This window comes from Paraburkholderia sp. GAS42, from assembly GCF_050436565.1.
GTDB lineage: Bacteria > Pseudomonadota > Gammaproteobacteria > Burkholderiales > Burkholderiaceae > Paraburkholderia.
Window position 1 is genome coordinate 167,235 of record NZ_JBNDML010000013.1, and the last position, 15,656, is coordinate 182,890.

Annotated in this window: 12 protein-coding genes; 6 read left to right on the forward strand and 6 right to left on the reverse strand. The window is 64.2% G+C overall.

What is annotated here, in order from left to right:
• Window positions 1–109: 109 nt before the first annotated feature.
• A complete protein-coding gene (locus tag P3T16_RS20285; RefSeq protein ID WP_429343602.1) occupies window positions 110–1,801 on the reverse strand; it encodes an MFS transporter in 1,692 nt (563 codons plus the stop codon).
• A 204-nt stretch (window positions 1,802–2,005) separates the two neighbouring features.
• On the opposite strand from P3T16_RS20285, the gene P3T16_RS20290 reads away from it, so the two are divergent.
• The 4 genes from P3T16_RS20290 (at window position 2,006) to P3T16_RS20305 (ending at window position 6,618) form a co-directional block, all read left to right on the forward strand.
• A complete protein-coding gene (locus P3T16_RS20290; protein ID WP_429343603.1) occupies window positions 2,006–2,929 on the forward strand; it encodes a LysR family transcriptional regulator in 924 nt (307 codons plus the stop codon).
• Between the two features lie 120 nt (window positions 2,930–3,049).
• A complete protein-coding gene (locus P3T16_RS20295; protein WP_429343604.1) occupies window positions 3,050–4,243 on the forward strand; it encodes a CaiB/BaiF CoA transferase family protein in 1,194 nt (397 codons plus the stop codon).
• Window positions 4,240–5,193: a hydroxymethylglutaryl-CoA lyase gene (locus P3T16_RS20300; RefSeq protein WP_429343605.1), complete on the forward strand. Its 954-nt coding sequence runs from the start codon at window positions 4,240–4,242 to the stop codon at window positions 5,191–5,193. The genes P3T16_RS20295 and P3T16_RS20300 overlap by 4 nt, the downstream gene beginning before the upstream one ends.
• Window positions 5,194–5,262: 69 nt before the next feature.
• Window positions 5,263–6,618 (forward strand): MFS transporter, encoded by a 1,356-nt coding sequence (locus P3T16_RS20305; protein ID WP_429343606.1) that lies wholly within the window; start codon window positions 5,263–5,265, stop codon window positions 6,616–6,618.
• Between the two features lie 83 nt (window positions 6,619–6,701).
• On the opposite strand, the gene P3T16_RS20310 is transcribed toward P3T16_RS20305, so the two are convergent.
• Both P3T16_RS20310 and P3T16_RS20315 read right to left on the reverse strand, forming a co-directional pair.
• Window positions 6,702–8,369, reverse strand: a complete 1,668-nt coding sequence (locus P3T16_RS20310) for a methyl-accepting chemotaxis protein (protein ID WP_429343607.1) — start codon at window positions 8,367–8,369, stop codon at window positions 6,702–6,704.
• Window positions 8,370–8,657: 288 nt separating this feature from the next.
• The gene (locus P3T16_RS20315) at window positions 8,658–9,407 is read right to left on the reverse strand and encodes an SDR family oxidoreductase (RefSeq protein ID WP_429255672.1); all 750 of its coding nucleotides are present in this window, start codon (window positions 9,405–9,407) and stop codon (window positions 8,658–8,660) included.
• A 261-nt stretch (window positions 9,408–9,668) separates the two neighbouring features.
• On the opposite strand from P3T16_RS20315, the gene P3T16_RS20320 reads away from it, so the two are divergent.
• Complete coding sequence (locus tag P3T16_RS20320; protein WP_429255671.1) at window positions 9,669–10,145, forward strand: VOC family protein; 477 nt, start codon at window positions 9,669–9,671, stop codon at window positions 10,143–10,145.
• A gap of 118 nt (window positions 10,146–10,263) precedes the next feature.
• Here P3T16_RS20320 and P3T16_RS20325 read toward each other — a convergent pair whose 3' ends face one another.
• The 3 genes from P3T16_RS20325 to P3T16_RS20335 all read right to left on the reverse strand — a co-directional run bounded on the left by P3T16_RS20325 (window position 10,264) and on the right by P3T16_RS20335 (window position 14,429).
• Window positions 10,264–13,086, reverse strand: a complete 2,823-nt coding sequence (locus P3T16_RS20325) for a bifunctional diguanylate cyclase/phosphodiesterase (protein ID WP_429343608.1) — start codon at window positions 13,084–13,086, stop codon at window positions 10,264–10,266.
• A gap of 300 nt (window positions 13,087–13,386) precedes the next feature.
• Entirely contained in the window at window positions 13,387–13,593 is a 207-nt protein-coding gene (locus P3T16_RS20330) for a hypothetical protein (RefSeq protein ID WP_429255669.1), read from the reverse strand.
• Between the two features lie 266 nt (window positions 13,594–13,859).
• Window positions 13,860–14,429, reverse strand: coding sequence for a YbhB/YbcL family Raf kinase inhibitor-like protein (locus tag P3T16_RS20335; RefSeq protein WP_429343609.1), 570 nt, complete (start codon window positions 14,427–14,429; stop codon window positions 13,860–13,862).
• 195 nt (window positions 14,430–14,624) lie between these two features.
• Here P3T16_RS20335 and P3T16_RS20340 point away from each other — a divergent pair, with 195 nt between their 5' ends.
• The gene (locus tag P3T16_RS20340; RefSeq protein WP_429343610.1) at window positions 14,625–15,620 is read left to right on the forward strand and encodes an aldo/keto reductase; all 996 of its coding nucleotides are present in this window, start codon (window positions 14,625–14,627) and stop codon (window positions 15,618–15,620) included.
• The last annotated feature ends 36 nt before the right edge of the window (window positions 15,621–15,656 follow it).

The window sequence follows — 15,656 nt, forward strand, 5'->3', positions numbered from 1 at the left end:
GCGCTCCTGTCGGCACGTCCGGTTGATGTCTGGTTCGTGCTCACAGTATGCGTGGCGCGCGGCCTTCGACGTTTCAGGCCGGATCGAAATATCGCCGCAAGCTCGACCGTCAGTCGCTGTGCGCGGTGGTATCCGACGCAGGGTCTGACGCGGAATTCCGCGCAGCATCGTTGCTCGCGGGCGTGAAGGAGCGCGTGCGGATCATCGCCGCCGAACAGGCCGCGCCGGCGAGCGCGCAGGCTGCGGATACGAGCGCGACGGCGCGCAGTGCATCGTCGATGGCGTCATCGTGCGCGTCGGCGAGCGGCGTGTGCGGCGGAATCCGAACCGTGTTGACAGCCTCTGCCGCGTCGGATTCCGGTTCGAGCAATTGCCCGCTTCGATGGATATCCGCTGGAATATTCAGCATTTTCAGGCTCGACGCGAGCGCGGCGTTGTGCGACCACACGAACACAATGCCGAGCACCGCGATGGCCAGCAGACCCGCTACACGGGCCACCGCGTTATTGATGCCGGAAGCGACGCCCGAGCGCTCGCTCGACACCGCGCCCATGACGGTGGTGGTCAGCGGCGCAACCGTGATCGTCATCCCCAGCCCGATCACCACCATTGCCGGGAAAAAGCCGCTCCAGTAGGTGCCCTGCACGAACGGCAAGCCGAGCATCGCGAAGCCGACGCCGGCGACAACCGGTCCCACCGTGAGCAGCGCACGCGGCCCGTAGCGATCGGACAAACCACCTGTAAAGCGTGACAGCACACCGATGATGACCGGCACCGGCAGAATGGCCGCGCCGGCTTCGGTTGCGCTGAAATCGTGCGCGCGGATCAGCGTGAACGGCAAAAAGAAGAACAGGCCGCTAAGCCCGAAATACAGCAGCAGCGTGACGATATTCGCGCCGATGAAATCGCGCGAGCGAAACACATCGAGCGGCATCATCGGGTTGCGGCTCTTCATTTCGATGACGACAAACGCGATCAGCACGAGGATGCCGATGCCCACCGAGGCCAGCACAAGCGGGTTCGAAAGCCCGCGTGACGACGCCACGGTCAATCCCCATGTCAACGCGGCTAAACCCGCTGCGGCGGCGAATGCGCCGGCCCAGTCGAGTTGGCGCGGCGCATCGGACCTATGACTGTCGGGCACCGAGACGACGGCCAGCGCCACCGTGATGCACGCGAGCGGCACGTTGAGAAAGAAGATCGCGCGCCACGAAAGCACGTCGACGAGCCAGCCGCCCGCAACCGGCCCCGCCGCCGATGTAATCGCGCCGATGCCGGCCCACGTGCCGATCGCGCGGCCACGTTCGCTGTCATCGAACACGGCGCCGATGATCGCCAGACTGCTCGGCACGAGCAGCGCTGCGCCGATGCCTTGCACAGCCCGTGCGGCGATCAGTGTGCCGGATCCGGGCGCAAGGCCGCAGGCAATCGACGCCAGCGTGAAAAGCCCGATACCCGCGATGAAAACCGTGCGTCGGCCAAGCAGGTCGCCCATCGATCCACCGACCAGCACCAGCGAGCCGAGAAAGAGCAGATACGCATTGACGACCCACTGCATGGCCGCAACGCTCGCGCCGAGTTCGCTCTGGATCGACGCCAGCGCGACGTTGACGACCGAGCCGTCGATAAACGCCATGCTGGAGCCAAGAATCGTCGACGCGAGCGCGAGACGCTTGCGCACGCACGGACGATCGACCGTGGAGGGCTGCGCGCGGATGACGAGTTCATCACATGGGCTTGCCTGTGCGGCGACGATATGCAGGGCCGTTGCGGGCCTGCGGGGGCGATCCTGAGCAGCCAAAACGACTCCCGTGCGAGAAGACCAGCTTCCAGCATACCAACGCGAGCCCGCGAGCGACAGGCGATTTGATCCGTATTGCGCAAATCCGGATCAGGCGGGGAAGACGCACTGCGGCACCGCATCACATCGCGCCGGCCCGACAAAGGAGCCCGATCCTGAACGATTCAGGTCAAAATGCGGTTTTCCGCGACGCGCCCGGCAAGCATGGCCCTGACCAATCTCCAAAGAAAACTGGATCTCACGACACTGCAGCTTTTTCTCGCCGTGTATGAAGAGCGCACGCTCACGCGCGCGGCCGAACGGGAAGCGATTGCAGTATCGGCGGCGAGCAAGCGTCTGCTCGAACTCGAACATGCGGTCGGTTCCGCGCTCTTCGTGAGAAAGGCGCGCGGCATGGAACTGACCGCTGCGGGCGAGACGCTGCTGCATCACGCGCGACGCGTGCTGCGCGACATCGAGAATATCGGCCTCGAACTCGCCGAGCACGCGAGCGGCGTGATCGGTTATGTGCGGATGATGGCGAACCTGTCCGCGATCGTCGAATTCCTGCCGGAAGATCTGCGCGCATTTCTCGCGGGCAATGAGCGCGTGCGGATCGAACTCGAAGAGCGGCCGAGCGGTGGTGTAATCAGCGGCGTGGCCGACAGCCTCGTCGATCTCGGCATCTGTTCCGGCGACGCCGACACGCGTGGCCTGCACGTCACGCATTACCGTCACGACCGGCTCGTCATCGTGATGCGCGACGATCATCCTTTGGCAACGCGCGAAAGCGTGACGTTCGCCGATACGCTCGACAGCGATCACGTTGGACTGCATGCGGCCAGCTCGATCAACATGCGTACGCATCTCGCCGCGCGCCAGGCGGGCAAACCGCTGCGGCTGCGCATCCATGTGCCCGGTTTCGACGCGGTGTGCCGGATGGTGCAGGCGGGCATGGGCGTGGGCGTGCTGCCGTTGCACGTATATAACGCGATCGGCCGGTCGCTCGGGCTGACGGCGGTGACGCTCGATGAAGAGTGGGCCGCGCGCAGTCTCCTTATCGTCGTGCGTGATGTCGATGCGCTTTCGCCCGTCAGCCGTCTGCTGTTCGATCACCTGAGCACCGTCGAAGCCCGCACGGGCGCCTGATCGTGCCACTTTGCGAGCGTTCGCGTCTGGCGAACGCTCGTTGCCGGATTGCGGTTGGACGCCGCGGCGGCCTCGCCCATAAGCTGTCTTCCATACAAGATCAGGTCAGGAGACAGCATCATGAGTGGACCCTTGAAGGGTATTCGCGTCATCGAGATCGGAACCCTTATCGCCGCGCCGTTTGCCGCCCGGATGCTGGCCGAATTCGGCGCGGAGGTCATCAAGATCGAAGCACCCCGTGACGGCGATCCACTGCGCAAATGGCGCAAGCTGCACGAAGGCACGTCGCTGTGGTGGTATCTGCAGTCGCGCAACAAGAAGTCGATCTGCGTGAATCTGAAGTCCGTGGAAGGGATCGAGGTCGTCAAACGCCTCGCTGCCGACGCGGATATCGTCATCGAAAACCTGCGTCCTGGTGCACTCGAACGGCTCGGCCTCGGCTGGGACGTGCTGCACGAAATCAATCCCAAACTCACGATGGTACGCATCTCCGGATACGGCCAGACCGGTCCGTATCGTGACCGTCCGGGCTTTGGCGCGATCGGCGAGGCGATGGGCGGCATCCGCTATACGACGGGCGAAGCCGACGGCGCGCCGGCACGCGTCGGCGTGAGCCTGGGCGATTCGCTCGCGTCGCTGCATGGCGTGATCGGCGCATTGATGTCAGTGCTGCGGGTGAAGACGGGGCAGGGCGACGGACAGGTCGTCGATGTGTCGCTGGTCGAGAGCGTTTTCAACCTGATGGAAAGCCTCGTGCCCGAATACGATCTGCTCGGCCACGTGCGCGAACGCAGCGGTGGCGCATTGCCTGGCATCGCGCCGTCGAATACGTATCGCAGCGAAGACGGTGCGTATGTGGTGATCGCGGGCAACAGCAATCCGATTTTCCGGCGACTGATGCAGGTGATCGGCCGCGCCGATCTCGCCGACGATCCTGCCCTTGCGCACAACGACGGCCGCGCTGCGCAGAGCGCGATGCTCGATGAGGCGATCACCGCGTGGACCTCGCATCATTCGACCGAAGACATCCTTTTCGCGCTGGAACAGGCCCAGGTGCCGGCGGGCCGCATCTATTCGATCGCGGACATCGTTGCTGATCCGCATTATCAGGCGCGCGAGATGCTGCTGCAGGCAAGCCTGCCGGACGGCACGCCAGTGAAGATGCCGGGCATTGTGCCGAAACTGTCGGACACGCCGGGCGAAGTGCATTGGCCTGGGCCTGCGCTCGGTGAACACACGGGTTCGGTGCTGGCGGATCTCGGCTTCAGTCCGCTCGAAATCGAGCAATTGCGTAGCGAAGGAGCCGTGCAATGACTACCGCCGCCGAGGGGTTGCACGACAGACTCATCGTGCAGGAAGTCGCGCCACGCGATGGGTTGCAGATCGAGCCGACGTGGGTCGAAACGGACGACAAGGTCGCGCTGATCGATCAGCTTTCGACGGCAGGCTTCTCGCGTATCGAAGCGGGCTCGTTCGTTTCGCCGAAAGCGATCCCCGCACTGCGCGACGGCGACGCCGTATTTCACCGCATCAAACGCAATCCCGATGTGATCTATGTCGCGCTGATCCCGAACGTGAAGGGCGCGGAGCGCGCCATGGCCGCGCTCGCCGACGAGCTGAATCTGGTGATGTCCGCGAGCCAGACGCACAACCGCGCGAACATGCGGATGAGCTGCGAGAACTCGTTGACCGGCTTCGGAGATATCGCGAAGCGCGTCAGGGGATCACACGTCACGTTGAATGGCACGGTGGCGACGGCGTTCGGCTGTCCGTTCGAAGGCGCGATCGACGAAGGCCGCGTGCTTGCCATCGTCGATGCGTATCTCGAACTCGGCATGCACGGTGTGACGCTCGCGGATACCACGGGCATGGCGAATCCGCGTCAGGTTGCGCGCATCGTCACGCGCGTGCTGGAGCGCATCGGCCCCGACGCGCTGACGCTGCACTTTCACAACACGCGCGGTCTGGGTCTCGCGAACGTGCTGGCCGCGTACGAAGCGGGCGCACGCCGGTTCGACGCGGCGCTCGGCGGGCTGGGTGGTTGCCCGTTCGCACCGGGCGCGTCCGGCAACATCTGCACGGAAGATCTCGTGAACATGTGCGACGAAATGGGCATTCCGACTGGCATCGATCTCGTGAAGCTGCTCGAACTGTCGCGCGCGTTGCCCGCGTTGCTCGGCCATGACGTGCCGGGACAACTCGCGAAATCCGGCCGCAACTGCGATGTGCATCCCGTGCCGGACTACGTACGCAGCATCGTTTAACCCACGCGCCTACCTTCTATCAACAATCGACCGGACGGTGCACCTGCCCAGTCCGGCAAGGAGACAAATATGAGCGACCTGAGTGCCCTAGGTAATCCGAGCGATCGTGAAGCCGGACAGATCCCGGAAACGAGTCAGGGAACGCACGCGATCATCCGCAAGGTCGCGTGGCGACTGATGCCGCTGATCATGATCTGCTATCTCTTCGCGTTTTTCGATCGCATCAACATCAGCTTCGCGAAGTTCCAGTTGCAGAGCGACCTCGGTTTCACCGACACCGCGTATGGCCTGGGCGCGAGTCTGTTCGTCATCGGCTATGTGCTGTTCGAGGTGCCGAGCAACATGATGCTGTACAAGGTCGGCGCGCGGCGCTGGATCGCACGCATCATGATCTCGTGGGGACTCGCCACGGCGGCGATGGTGTTCGTCAATAACGAGTGGCAGTTCTACGGGCTGCGTTTCATCATCGGCGCCATGGAAGCGGGTTTCGCGCCCGGCGTTCTCTACTACCTGACGTTGTGGTTTCCAGCGAGCTATCGAGGCCGCATCACGTCGCTGCTGTTTCTCGCGTCGGCGTTTTCCGGGCTGGTCGGTGCGCCGCTTTCCGGGCTCGTGCTCGGGCATCTGAGCGGAGTGTGGGGCATGCCGGGATGGCACTGGCTGTTCCTGCTCGGCGGCCTTCCGTGCGTGCTGCTGGGCGTGCTCGTGCTAAAGCTGCTGAAGGACCGGATCGAAGATGCAGAATGGCTCTCAGGCCCGGAAAAGCAGTACCTGTCCGCGCGAATCGCGCAGCAGCAACCGCGAAACACCGGTGGCCATTCGCTGTCCGGCGCGATAAAGACGCCCGGCTTTCTCACGCTCGGGTTGATCTATTTCCTGATTCAGGTTGCGTCGTATGGGCTGAATTTCTGGGCGCCGCATCTGATCCGCACTGCGGGTACGCAGAATCCGACGATCATCGGCTTGCTGACTGCGGTGCCGTACGTGTGCGGTGCGATCTGCATGGTCGTAGTGGGGCGGATGTCGGACGCGTCGGGAGAGCGGCGGAAGTTTGTATGCGGATTGCTGCTGATGGCCGCGCTCGGATTCTTTGCCGCAGGGTTCTTCGATAAACAGACTACGTTGCTGATTGTCGCGCTCGGCGTCATGGGTGCGGGCGTCGTGGCTTCGATTCCCGCTTTCTGGGCACTGCCGCCGAAGCTGTTGACGGGCGCTGGCGCGGCAGGTGGCATTGCGCTGATCAATACGCTGGGACAACTGGGCGGCATCGTGAGCCCGGTGATGGTGGGGCGAATCAAGGATCTGACCGGGAGCACGACACCTGCGCTGTATGTGATCGGCGCGATGAGTCTGGCGTGTGCGTTGATCCTGCTGTACGGCGTGCCTGCAGCGTTGCGTAGCAAGGATCATCCGGCTTCGCATTGAATCTGACGAAGCACGCATGTCGCGCCGTTGACCGGGTTTGTAGCGCCGGTCAACGGCGTGCGCCTGAGCGGGGTGTTGCCGCGCTATGCAGGCGCCCGCAAGTGACGGCTGTTCGCGCGTGCCACCGGCTTCACGCCCGCATTCGCCCCGTGCCATCCGTGGTTCGTCTCTGACTGGCCCATGCCAGGCCCGCCCGTACGGAAGCTGACGATCACAGCCTGCAACTGCTGCGCCTGTTCTTCAAGTGAGTGCGCGGCCGCAGCCGCCTGTTCGACGAGCGCGGCGTTTTGCTGCGTCATCGTATCCATCTGCGCGACCGCGCTGTTGACCTGCTCGACGCCCGTGCTCTGTTGCGCCGCAGCCGCTGCGATTTCCCGCACGACATCGGTCACGCGCGCAATTGCAACGCGCGTCTCCTGGATCGTCTCACCTGTGCGTTCGACGAGCGCCGCGCCGGTGCCCACCTTGCCGACGGCGCTCTGGATCAGCGCGCGGATCTCCTTCGCCGCCGTCGCACTACGTTGCGCGAGCGTCCGCACTTCGCCCGCGACGACCGCAAAGCCGCGTCCCTCTTCGCCAGCGCGCGCCGCTTCGACCGCCGCATTGAGCGCGAGGATATTCGTCTGGAACGCGATGCTTTCGATAACGCCGACGATGTCCTCCATCCTGCGCGACTCGTCCGAAATATCGCGCATCGCGGTGACGACTTCCATCACCATCGTTTCGCCGCGATCGGCGATCTTGACGGCGCTGCTGGCGAGGTGGCTGGCCGTGCCCGCGTTGTCGGCGGTCTGGCGGAGCATCGACGTGATTTCTTCCATGCTCGACGCCGCCTCTTCAAGCGACGCCGCCTGGTTTTCCGTGCGCGCGGACAGGTCGGCGTTGCCGGTTGCGATTTCACGCGATGCCGTTGCCACCTGGTCAGCCGAATCGCGGATCTGGCCGATCGTGCGGGCCAGCGCATCGCGCATCCGGCGCATGGCCTGCATGAGGCTCACGGTGTCGTCGGTGCGCGTTTCGATCGCGACCGTGAGATCGCCGGTCGCAATCGCGTCGGCGACGTGCGCGGCGCCGGCCGGATCGCCACCGATCGTGCGCTGGATGCTGCGATTGGTGAACGCGACGAAGGTGGCGAGCAGCGTCGCCAGCACGACGAACACGGCGGCCGCGAACCAGAGCGAGCGCACGAGCGCGGCGTCGATATCGTCGACGTACGCGCCCGTCGCGATGATCCAGTCCCACGGCGCGTAGCGCACCACGTAACCGATCTTGCCGACCTCAGCCGCCGGGCCTGCCGACGTCGCCCTGGGACGCGCGAACACGTAGTCGACGAAACCGCCCTCGGGCTGCTGCGCGACCGTGGCGAACGTCACGTAGTGGTGACGGCCGTCCGCGTCCGCGTTGTTGCGCAGGTCCTTGCCGTTCATCGCCGGCTTGATCGGGTGCATCACCATCCGCGGGCTCGAGTCGATCACGAGGAAATAGCCGTCCTCGCCGTAACGCACGTCGCGCAGGCGATCGAGCGCCTGTTTGCGGGCTTCATCCCCGGTCAGTGCGCCGCTTTTTGCGAGTGCGGCGTATTCGTTGACGATGCTAAGCCCAATGTGCGCGACATTGACGAGATCGTTCTTGCGCTCCTCGATGCGCGTTTGCCGGGACTGCCAGGCGGCGGCGACCGATACGAGGAGCAGGGCGGTCAGGCTGACGACCAGTGGCAGCCAGAGTTTCTTTCTGAAGCTGAGTGTTTGCATTGCGGCAACCTCGCGTGCCTTTTTTGAACGTCGGATGGGATGGGACGGCCTACCTCTATGGGTTATCGGCAGAAAGGAGGTTGAAATGGTGTGGTGGGAAACCCTGGGGACGGGTCGGGGCGCCGCCCGCATGCAGCGGATTTCCGCGCCGCTCACGAGGGGCTGTGACCGTGGAACCGGACGAAGCGGACGGCACCGCCTTCACGATCGAATTGCCGCGCGCCGATAACGGGCGACGCGGCGAATTCGTGCGGGGCTAGTGCCGCAGCTTTAGTCAAAAGCCGCTGGTTACAGCTGGCTCATACCGCCGTCGATCACGATTTCCGTGCCGACGATAAAGCCCGATTCGCTCGACGAGAGATGCAGCACCGTCGCCGCGATTTCCTCCGGCGTGCCGAAGCGACCGAGCGGAACCTGGCTCTTGATCTGCGCCGCAGTGTTGGCGAGCGTTTCGGCGTCGAAGCCGAGCTTGCCGAAAAGCGGCGTCGTGATCGGGCCCGGGCTGATCACGTTCACACGCACGCCGCGCGGCAGCAGCTCTGCCGACAGCGTTTTCGCGAGCGAAATGATCGCGGCCTTGCTGGCTGCATAAACCGACGAAGCGGGCATCCCGATGTGCGCGTTGATCGAACCGTTCAGCACGATCGAAGCACCGTTATTCAACAGCGGCGTCAGTGCCTGAATCTGGAAGTAGGGACCTTTGACGTTCACGTCGAACGTCTGGTCCCACAACGTCTCTTCGACATCCAGGAACGGAGCGAATCTGGCGATGCCTGCGTTGATAAACACGGCGTCGAGCTTGACGTTTTCCGCCTTCAGGCGGTCTGCAAGCTCCCGGGCCGCAGCGACCGAGCCCGCATCGTTACGGATCGCGATCGCACCCGCGCCGAGCGTCGCCTTTGCTGTTTCGAGCGTAGCTTCATCGCGGCCGGTGATGACGACGCGTGCGCCTTCGGCGGCGAATGCCTGTGCCGTGGCGAGGCCCATTCCGCTGTTGCCGCCGGTGACGAGTACGGTCTTGCCTTCGAATCGGGTCATGATGTTTTTCCTGTGAAGGTGAGTGTGTGAAGACAGTGTGGTCTGCTGCGAGCAGATTGCCGTGCGACCGTTCCGATGCAGACGTTCGGTTTCATCGAACATGTTGCGCGCTTCCGGCAGGCCGCGCTTTTTCCGGGCCCAGGGCGGTCAAAAAAATATTTGCCGGCGGTGTCGATTTGCACCCGGCCCGCCCGTCATGGAGAAGGAGGCACAGGTTATTCTCGCCTCCCTGCACACAACCTAAAGGAAGGAGCCGTCACTATGACCACCCCCGTCAAAGCCATTCCGGAAGGAATGCGTTCAATCACACCGCACCTGATTTGCGCGGGCGCCGCCGACGCCATCGAGTTCTACAAGAAGGCGTTCAACGCCGTCGAACTGGTTCGCCTGCCCGCACCGGACGGCAAGCTGATGCACGCCAGCCTGCGGATTGGCGACGCCGCGATCATGCTCGTCGACGAAGCGCCGCAGCACCAGATGGTCGGGCCAAAAACGCTGAAAGGCACGCCGGTGATCATTCATCTGTACGTCGAGGACGTGGACGCGGTCATGCAGCGGGCCGCGTCCGCAGGCGCGACGATCACGATGCCCGCGGCCGACATGTTCTGGGGCGACCGCTATGGACAGCTCGAAGATCCGTTCGGGCACCACTGGTCTGTCGCGACGCACAAACGCGACGTCACGCACGAGGAAATGAAGGAAGCGATGAGCAAGATCCCAAGCGGCCAGGCCTGCTGAGGACGCGCGGGGCGCAGGTCAGTCAGGGCAGCCCGAATGCCCTGGCGCGGCCCGGCGTGGTTTCTTTCAATTGGAGCGCGGGTGCGGCGCGCGGCCTGAATCGCGCCGGCCTTGCAGATCACTGCACGACAGCACGCCTGCCCGGCGCCAGCGCCGATAGCATCAGATTTTCCAGCGACATCGGCCGCGCCAGGTGATAGCCCTGCACCTGCGATGCACCGATGCCACGCAGCACCGCCAGCGTCGCTTCGTCTTCGACGCCTTCTGCAACCACGGCCAGTTCCAGCGATTCCGCCATCCGTACGATCGCGCGCACGATTGCCCGGCTGCGCGCGCTCGTTGTCAGTTCGAGCACGAACGACTTGTCGATTTTCAGGCCGCTGAAGTGATACTGGTGGACGTAGCTGAGTGACGAAAAACCCGTGCCGAAGTCGTCCAGCACCACGGACATGCCGTTCTTCGCCAGTTTCTGCATCGTCGTGCGCGCGAGGTCCGGCTCGGCGATCAGCGCACCTTCCGTCAGTTCGAGTGAAATGCGCGACGGGTGCACGTCGTGCCGGCTTAGCAATTCCAGCACTTCGTCGGCGAATTCCGGGCGCGTGATGCTGTAGCTCGACAGGTTCACATGCACGGGCGGCCAGTCTGCATGATCGGCGTCGGCGAGGATCGCGGCCACGCGCGTCAGCATGTACATGTCCAGACGACCGAGCAGTTTCAGCCCTTCGACGGCGGGCAGAAAACGGCCAGGCGCCCAGATTTCGCCATTCGGCTGGCGCCAGCGGATCAAGGTTTCGAGTGCGACGAGCTGGCCGCTTTTGACATCGACGATCGGCTGGAAAAACGGCAGCAGTTCGTCGTCGCGATTGAGCGCCTGGCGCAGCGCGCCTTCCGTTTCGATCTGGTCGGACAGTTCGCGGCGCAGTTCCTGATTGAACACCGCGAAGCTGTCGCGGCCGCGGTTCTTGACGCGGTACATCGCCGTATCGGCATCGCGCAGCAGATCGGCCGGGTCCGAATGGAAATTGCTGTCGGCGTCTACGATGCCCACGCTGCACGTCGAAAACACCACGTGTTCGCCGATGTTGAACGGCTCGTCGAACGCGGCGAGTATCCGCTCGGCCATCGAAAGCACGACCTGCAGCGGCGCGCCTGGCACCATCACGGCGAATTCGTCGCCACCGAGGCGCGCGAGCAGATCGTCGCGCCGCATGCAGGCGCGCAGACGCCCGGCTACCTGAACCAGCAGAACGTCGCCGAAATGGTGGCCGAGGCTGTCGTTGACGACCTTGAAGCGGTCGAGGTCGATGAACAGCACGGACAGCGCCGCGCCCTGCGTGCAGTGCGCCTGCCACGCAGTTTCGAGCCGCTGTCGCAGATGCGCGCGGTTCGGCAGGCCGGTCAGCGCGTCGTGAAAGTTTTCGTGCAGAAGCCGCGCGTTGGCGTCGTCGAGTTCGCGTGTGCGCGCATGGACGCGCGCTTCGAGTTCGAGGTTCGCCGCCTGCTGCGCGGCGGCGGCGCGCCGACGGGCGAGGGCGGTGTCGATGTGGCGCGACACGAAGGTCAGCACTTCCTGATCGTGCGCGTCGTAACGCACGCGTGGTGAGTAGCTCTGCACGACGAGCACGCCGCACACGTTATCGCGATCGAAGAGCGGAATGCCGAGCCACGAGCGCAGGCGGATATTTTCGTTCTCGACTTCGCCGCTTTCGACGAGTCTCACCGCGTCGTCGGGTTCGATCAGGCACGGCACGCGCTGACGGATCAGATATTCGGTGAGGCCGCGCTTGCCGCGGCGTGGCTGCGGCCGCTCGCGCAGCGTTTCGTCGACGTAGTAGGGGAACGAGACTTCTTCGGTGAACGGGTCGTAGAGCGCGATATAGAAGTTGTGCGCGTAAAGCAGGCCGCCCACGATCTCATGCAGGCTGCGAAAAAATTCGCTGATTTCGACCGACTGGCTCGACAGTTCCGTGATCTCGAAGAGCGCCGCCTGCAGATGTTCCGCGCGTTTGCGCTCGGCGATCTCGAGGCGCAGCGTGTCGTTGAGTTTCGAGAGTTCGGCGGTGCGCAGCGCGACCTGGCCTTCCAGATCCACGCGATGCAGGATCCGGTCGAGCGCCATCGCCACATGACGTGCGACGACCAGAAAGAGGGCACGGTCTTCGGCGGTATAGATGCGCGAGACGTCGTAGACCTGCATCGCCAGCATGCCGATCACCTGGTCCGACGCGTTCTTGAGCGGCGCGCCCATCCAGAATTCAGGGCGCTGGCCGACGCAGCGGAAGTGTCCCGCAACTTCGGCGGCGGCGATGCCGTCGGCGCCGATCAGAAGCGGCTGGCCAGTCGTCAGCACATGGCCCGTGAGCGACAGCCGTTCGGGGTCGACGCGGTCCATGTGGCCCGGATCGACGGCGTCGGTGTCGATCACGTCGACGTAGTACGGATACGTCACCATGCTCGTCGCGCTGTCGTAGAGCGCGAGATAGAAGTTTTCGGCGTCGATCAGTGTGCCGAGCCGTTGGTGGATGATGTGCAGGAAGGCCGCGCGGTCGCTGATCGAGCTGGCGAGGTACGCGATGTCGTACAGCACGCGCTGCACGTTCTGCGCCCGCGCGAGCGCGTCGGCCTGCGCCTCGTCGCCGATGTGACGGGCGAAGTCGGCGAAGGCAGGGTCGGCGGCATGATCCGCGTCCGACAGCAGCCAGCCGAGCACACCTTCGCCGCGGCCTGTCGGCCATGCGTGCCAGCGCTGCACACCGCAGGCACGCTGGAGATCGTCTCCGGCGATGAAGCGCGGCCAGTCATGCGGCTCGCCACTCGCACAGGCAAGATGCAGTTGCTCGCCCGCGCGGTACCAGGCCCACGGACGCGTGATCCCGTTTTCCTGCGCCACGCGAAGCAGTCTTTCCCCCGACGGCTGCCGCTGGCTGGATGACGGCGACATGTTCCCCATGACTCGGCCTCTCGTCTTCCTGAAGGTTTCCCTCGTCATCCTGCTATATCGACGCAGGTGCAGGGAAACTTGAGTGCCACTCGTCAGAAAAACGAAAAAGAAGTCCGCTCGCGCGGGCTCGGGGGACATCGGCGGCGTTTCGGCGACCCGCAGCGGTCCGCCAGGACCGCCGGTCACGCTTAACGCGATGAGGCGACCTGCGGCCGCCAGGCTTGGGGCGTCATGCCGGTTTGATGGATGACCCCTGGGGGATCTGTAGCGGCCCGCGACGCGGGCCGTCAAGCCGTCCGTTCAGTCCCAGATGTTCCGGAACGCGACGGCGGCGATCACCGGCACGGTCACGACCAGCGGGATGGCGAAGACCGGCACTTCGTTCAGGATCAGATAGGCGAGACCCACCCCGAGTACAGCAAGCCCGACCAGCACGGTCAGGAAGTTCAGCATCGCGTTGGAAGGCTGCTTTCTGCGCGGCGGTTCGCTGGTGGGATCGGTCTTCATCGCTCGCTCCATGTCATGCGCGCGTGTTCGCGGATCTTTTTCCGCATCCGGCGGATTCTGCTTTTCGGGAACACTCATGGCACGTCAATCCGGGTTGGTCGTCGATAAATTGTACGCTTTGGGGATGGAGTGGGTAGTGGCTTCTGCTGCGCGTGAAGCCAGAAAACCGACCTCTGGAAGGCGTTCGCAGGCGGTCTGCAAGCTTGCATTCAGAATTCGCGCGGCGGCTCCGCAGGCGCGCGCACGCACAGATAGCAAAAGAGCGGCTAACGTCCGTAGCGCAGCACGATGCTGGTCGCCGCCAGTACGTGGTCTTTCATCGCGGCCAGAAGCGCGTCGCGGGTCAGGGCGGCGGGCAACGCATCGGGTGGCAGGTCGAGCGCCCAGACCTGCGCGAGGTAGTGATGCGGAATCTCGCCAACCGGCGGACACGGGCCGTAATAGCCGGTATGCCCTGTCCGGTTCGTCCCGCCGACGCTGACCGCGGGCGGCGTGCCTTCGCCGAGCGACGTGATCGAAGCAGGGATGCCGTACATCAGCCAGTGCACAACACCCTGACCCTTCGCGCCATCCGCATCGAACAGCCCGACGGCGAAGCTCTTCGTACCGGCGGGTGCATTGCGCCATTGCAGCGCCGGCGAGATGTTCTTGCCGCCGCAATTCTGCGCGTCGGTGGCGTGGCTCGAATCGAGCGTCGAGCCGTCCATCATGCCCGGCGACGACAGTTCGAACGCGTCGGCCGCCCGCGCGCCGGCTGTGTTCAGCGCGAGCGCGGCACACAGCATGCTGGCAGGCAGCAGGCGCCGGACGATGCTTGAGGACTTGCTCTGGATCATGGGCCGCCGTCCTTCATGAATGGGTGAACGTATTGTGAAACTGCAGGTCATGCGAACGGCAGGGCAGCAAGGTTTATTCCGCGGCGCAAGGAATTCGTAACGCAGTGGCCCACCACACGGTCGCGGCTTAAAGGTTATCCTTTTTGCTTTGCGCGTCCAGCGCCTCGCAACCTTCGTCCAGGGGAGTTCACCGTCATGCAATACTGCAAATTCGGCCGCACGGGTCTGACTGTCTCGCGTCTGTGTCTCGGCACGATGACGTTCGGCCTGCAGACTGAAGAAGACGTATCGCGCAGCATTCTCGACAAGGCGACCGAGGCCGGCGTCAATTTCATCGATACCGCCGATGTCTATCCACTTGGCGGTGGAGAGAATCACGCTGGCCGCACCGAGGAAATCGTCGGGCGCTGGCTGAAGGGCAAACGCGACCGTTACATCCTCGCGACCAAGGCGGTCGGCAAGGTCGGGCCGTCGTCATGGGATCAGGGCGCATCGCGCAAGCACCTGCTGGACGCAATCGATGCGTCGCTGCGGCGGCTCGGCACCGATTACGTCGACCTGTATCAACTGCACTCCGACGATGCCGAAACGCCGCTCGACGAAACGCTCGAAGCGCTCGACGTCATCGTGCGCTCGGGTAAGGCGCGCTATGTCGGCGTGTCGAATTTTCTGGCGTACCGGCTCGCGCGGGCGCTGGGTCGCGCGGACGTGCTGCGCGTGGCGCGCTTCGTGTCGCTTCAGCCTCGCTACAACCTGCTGTTCCGGCAGATCGAGCGTGAACTGCTGCCACTCGCAGGCGAAGAAAACCTCGCGGTGATTCCGTACAATCCGCTCGCGGGCGGCCTGCTGACCGGCAAGCACCGGCACGACGCACCGCCGGCTGCGGGGCGCTTCACGAACACCGTCGGCAAGGCCGGCGCGATGTATCAGGAACGGTACTGGCACAAGCGCGAATTCGAAACCATCGACACGCTTCGCGACATCGCAGCACAAACCGGAGAATCGCTGACCATGACGTCTGTGGCGTGGGTGCTCGCGAATCCGCGCATCACTTCGGCGATTATCGGCGCGAGCCGGCCGGATCAGCTGGCCGACACGCTTGCTGCAGCCGACCTCACGCTCGATGCCGAACTCAAGACGAAGCTCGACGATGCGACCGTCGAGTATCGCTGGGGCGACGCTGCGCGATAGGCTGCGTTGCGCTGAGAGCGCCTCATGCGAGCCCAA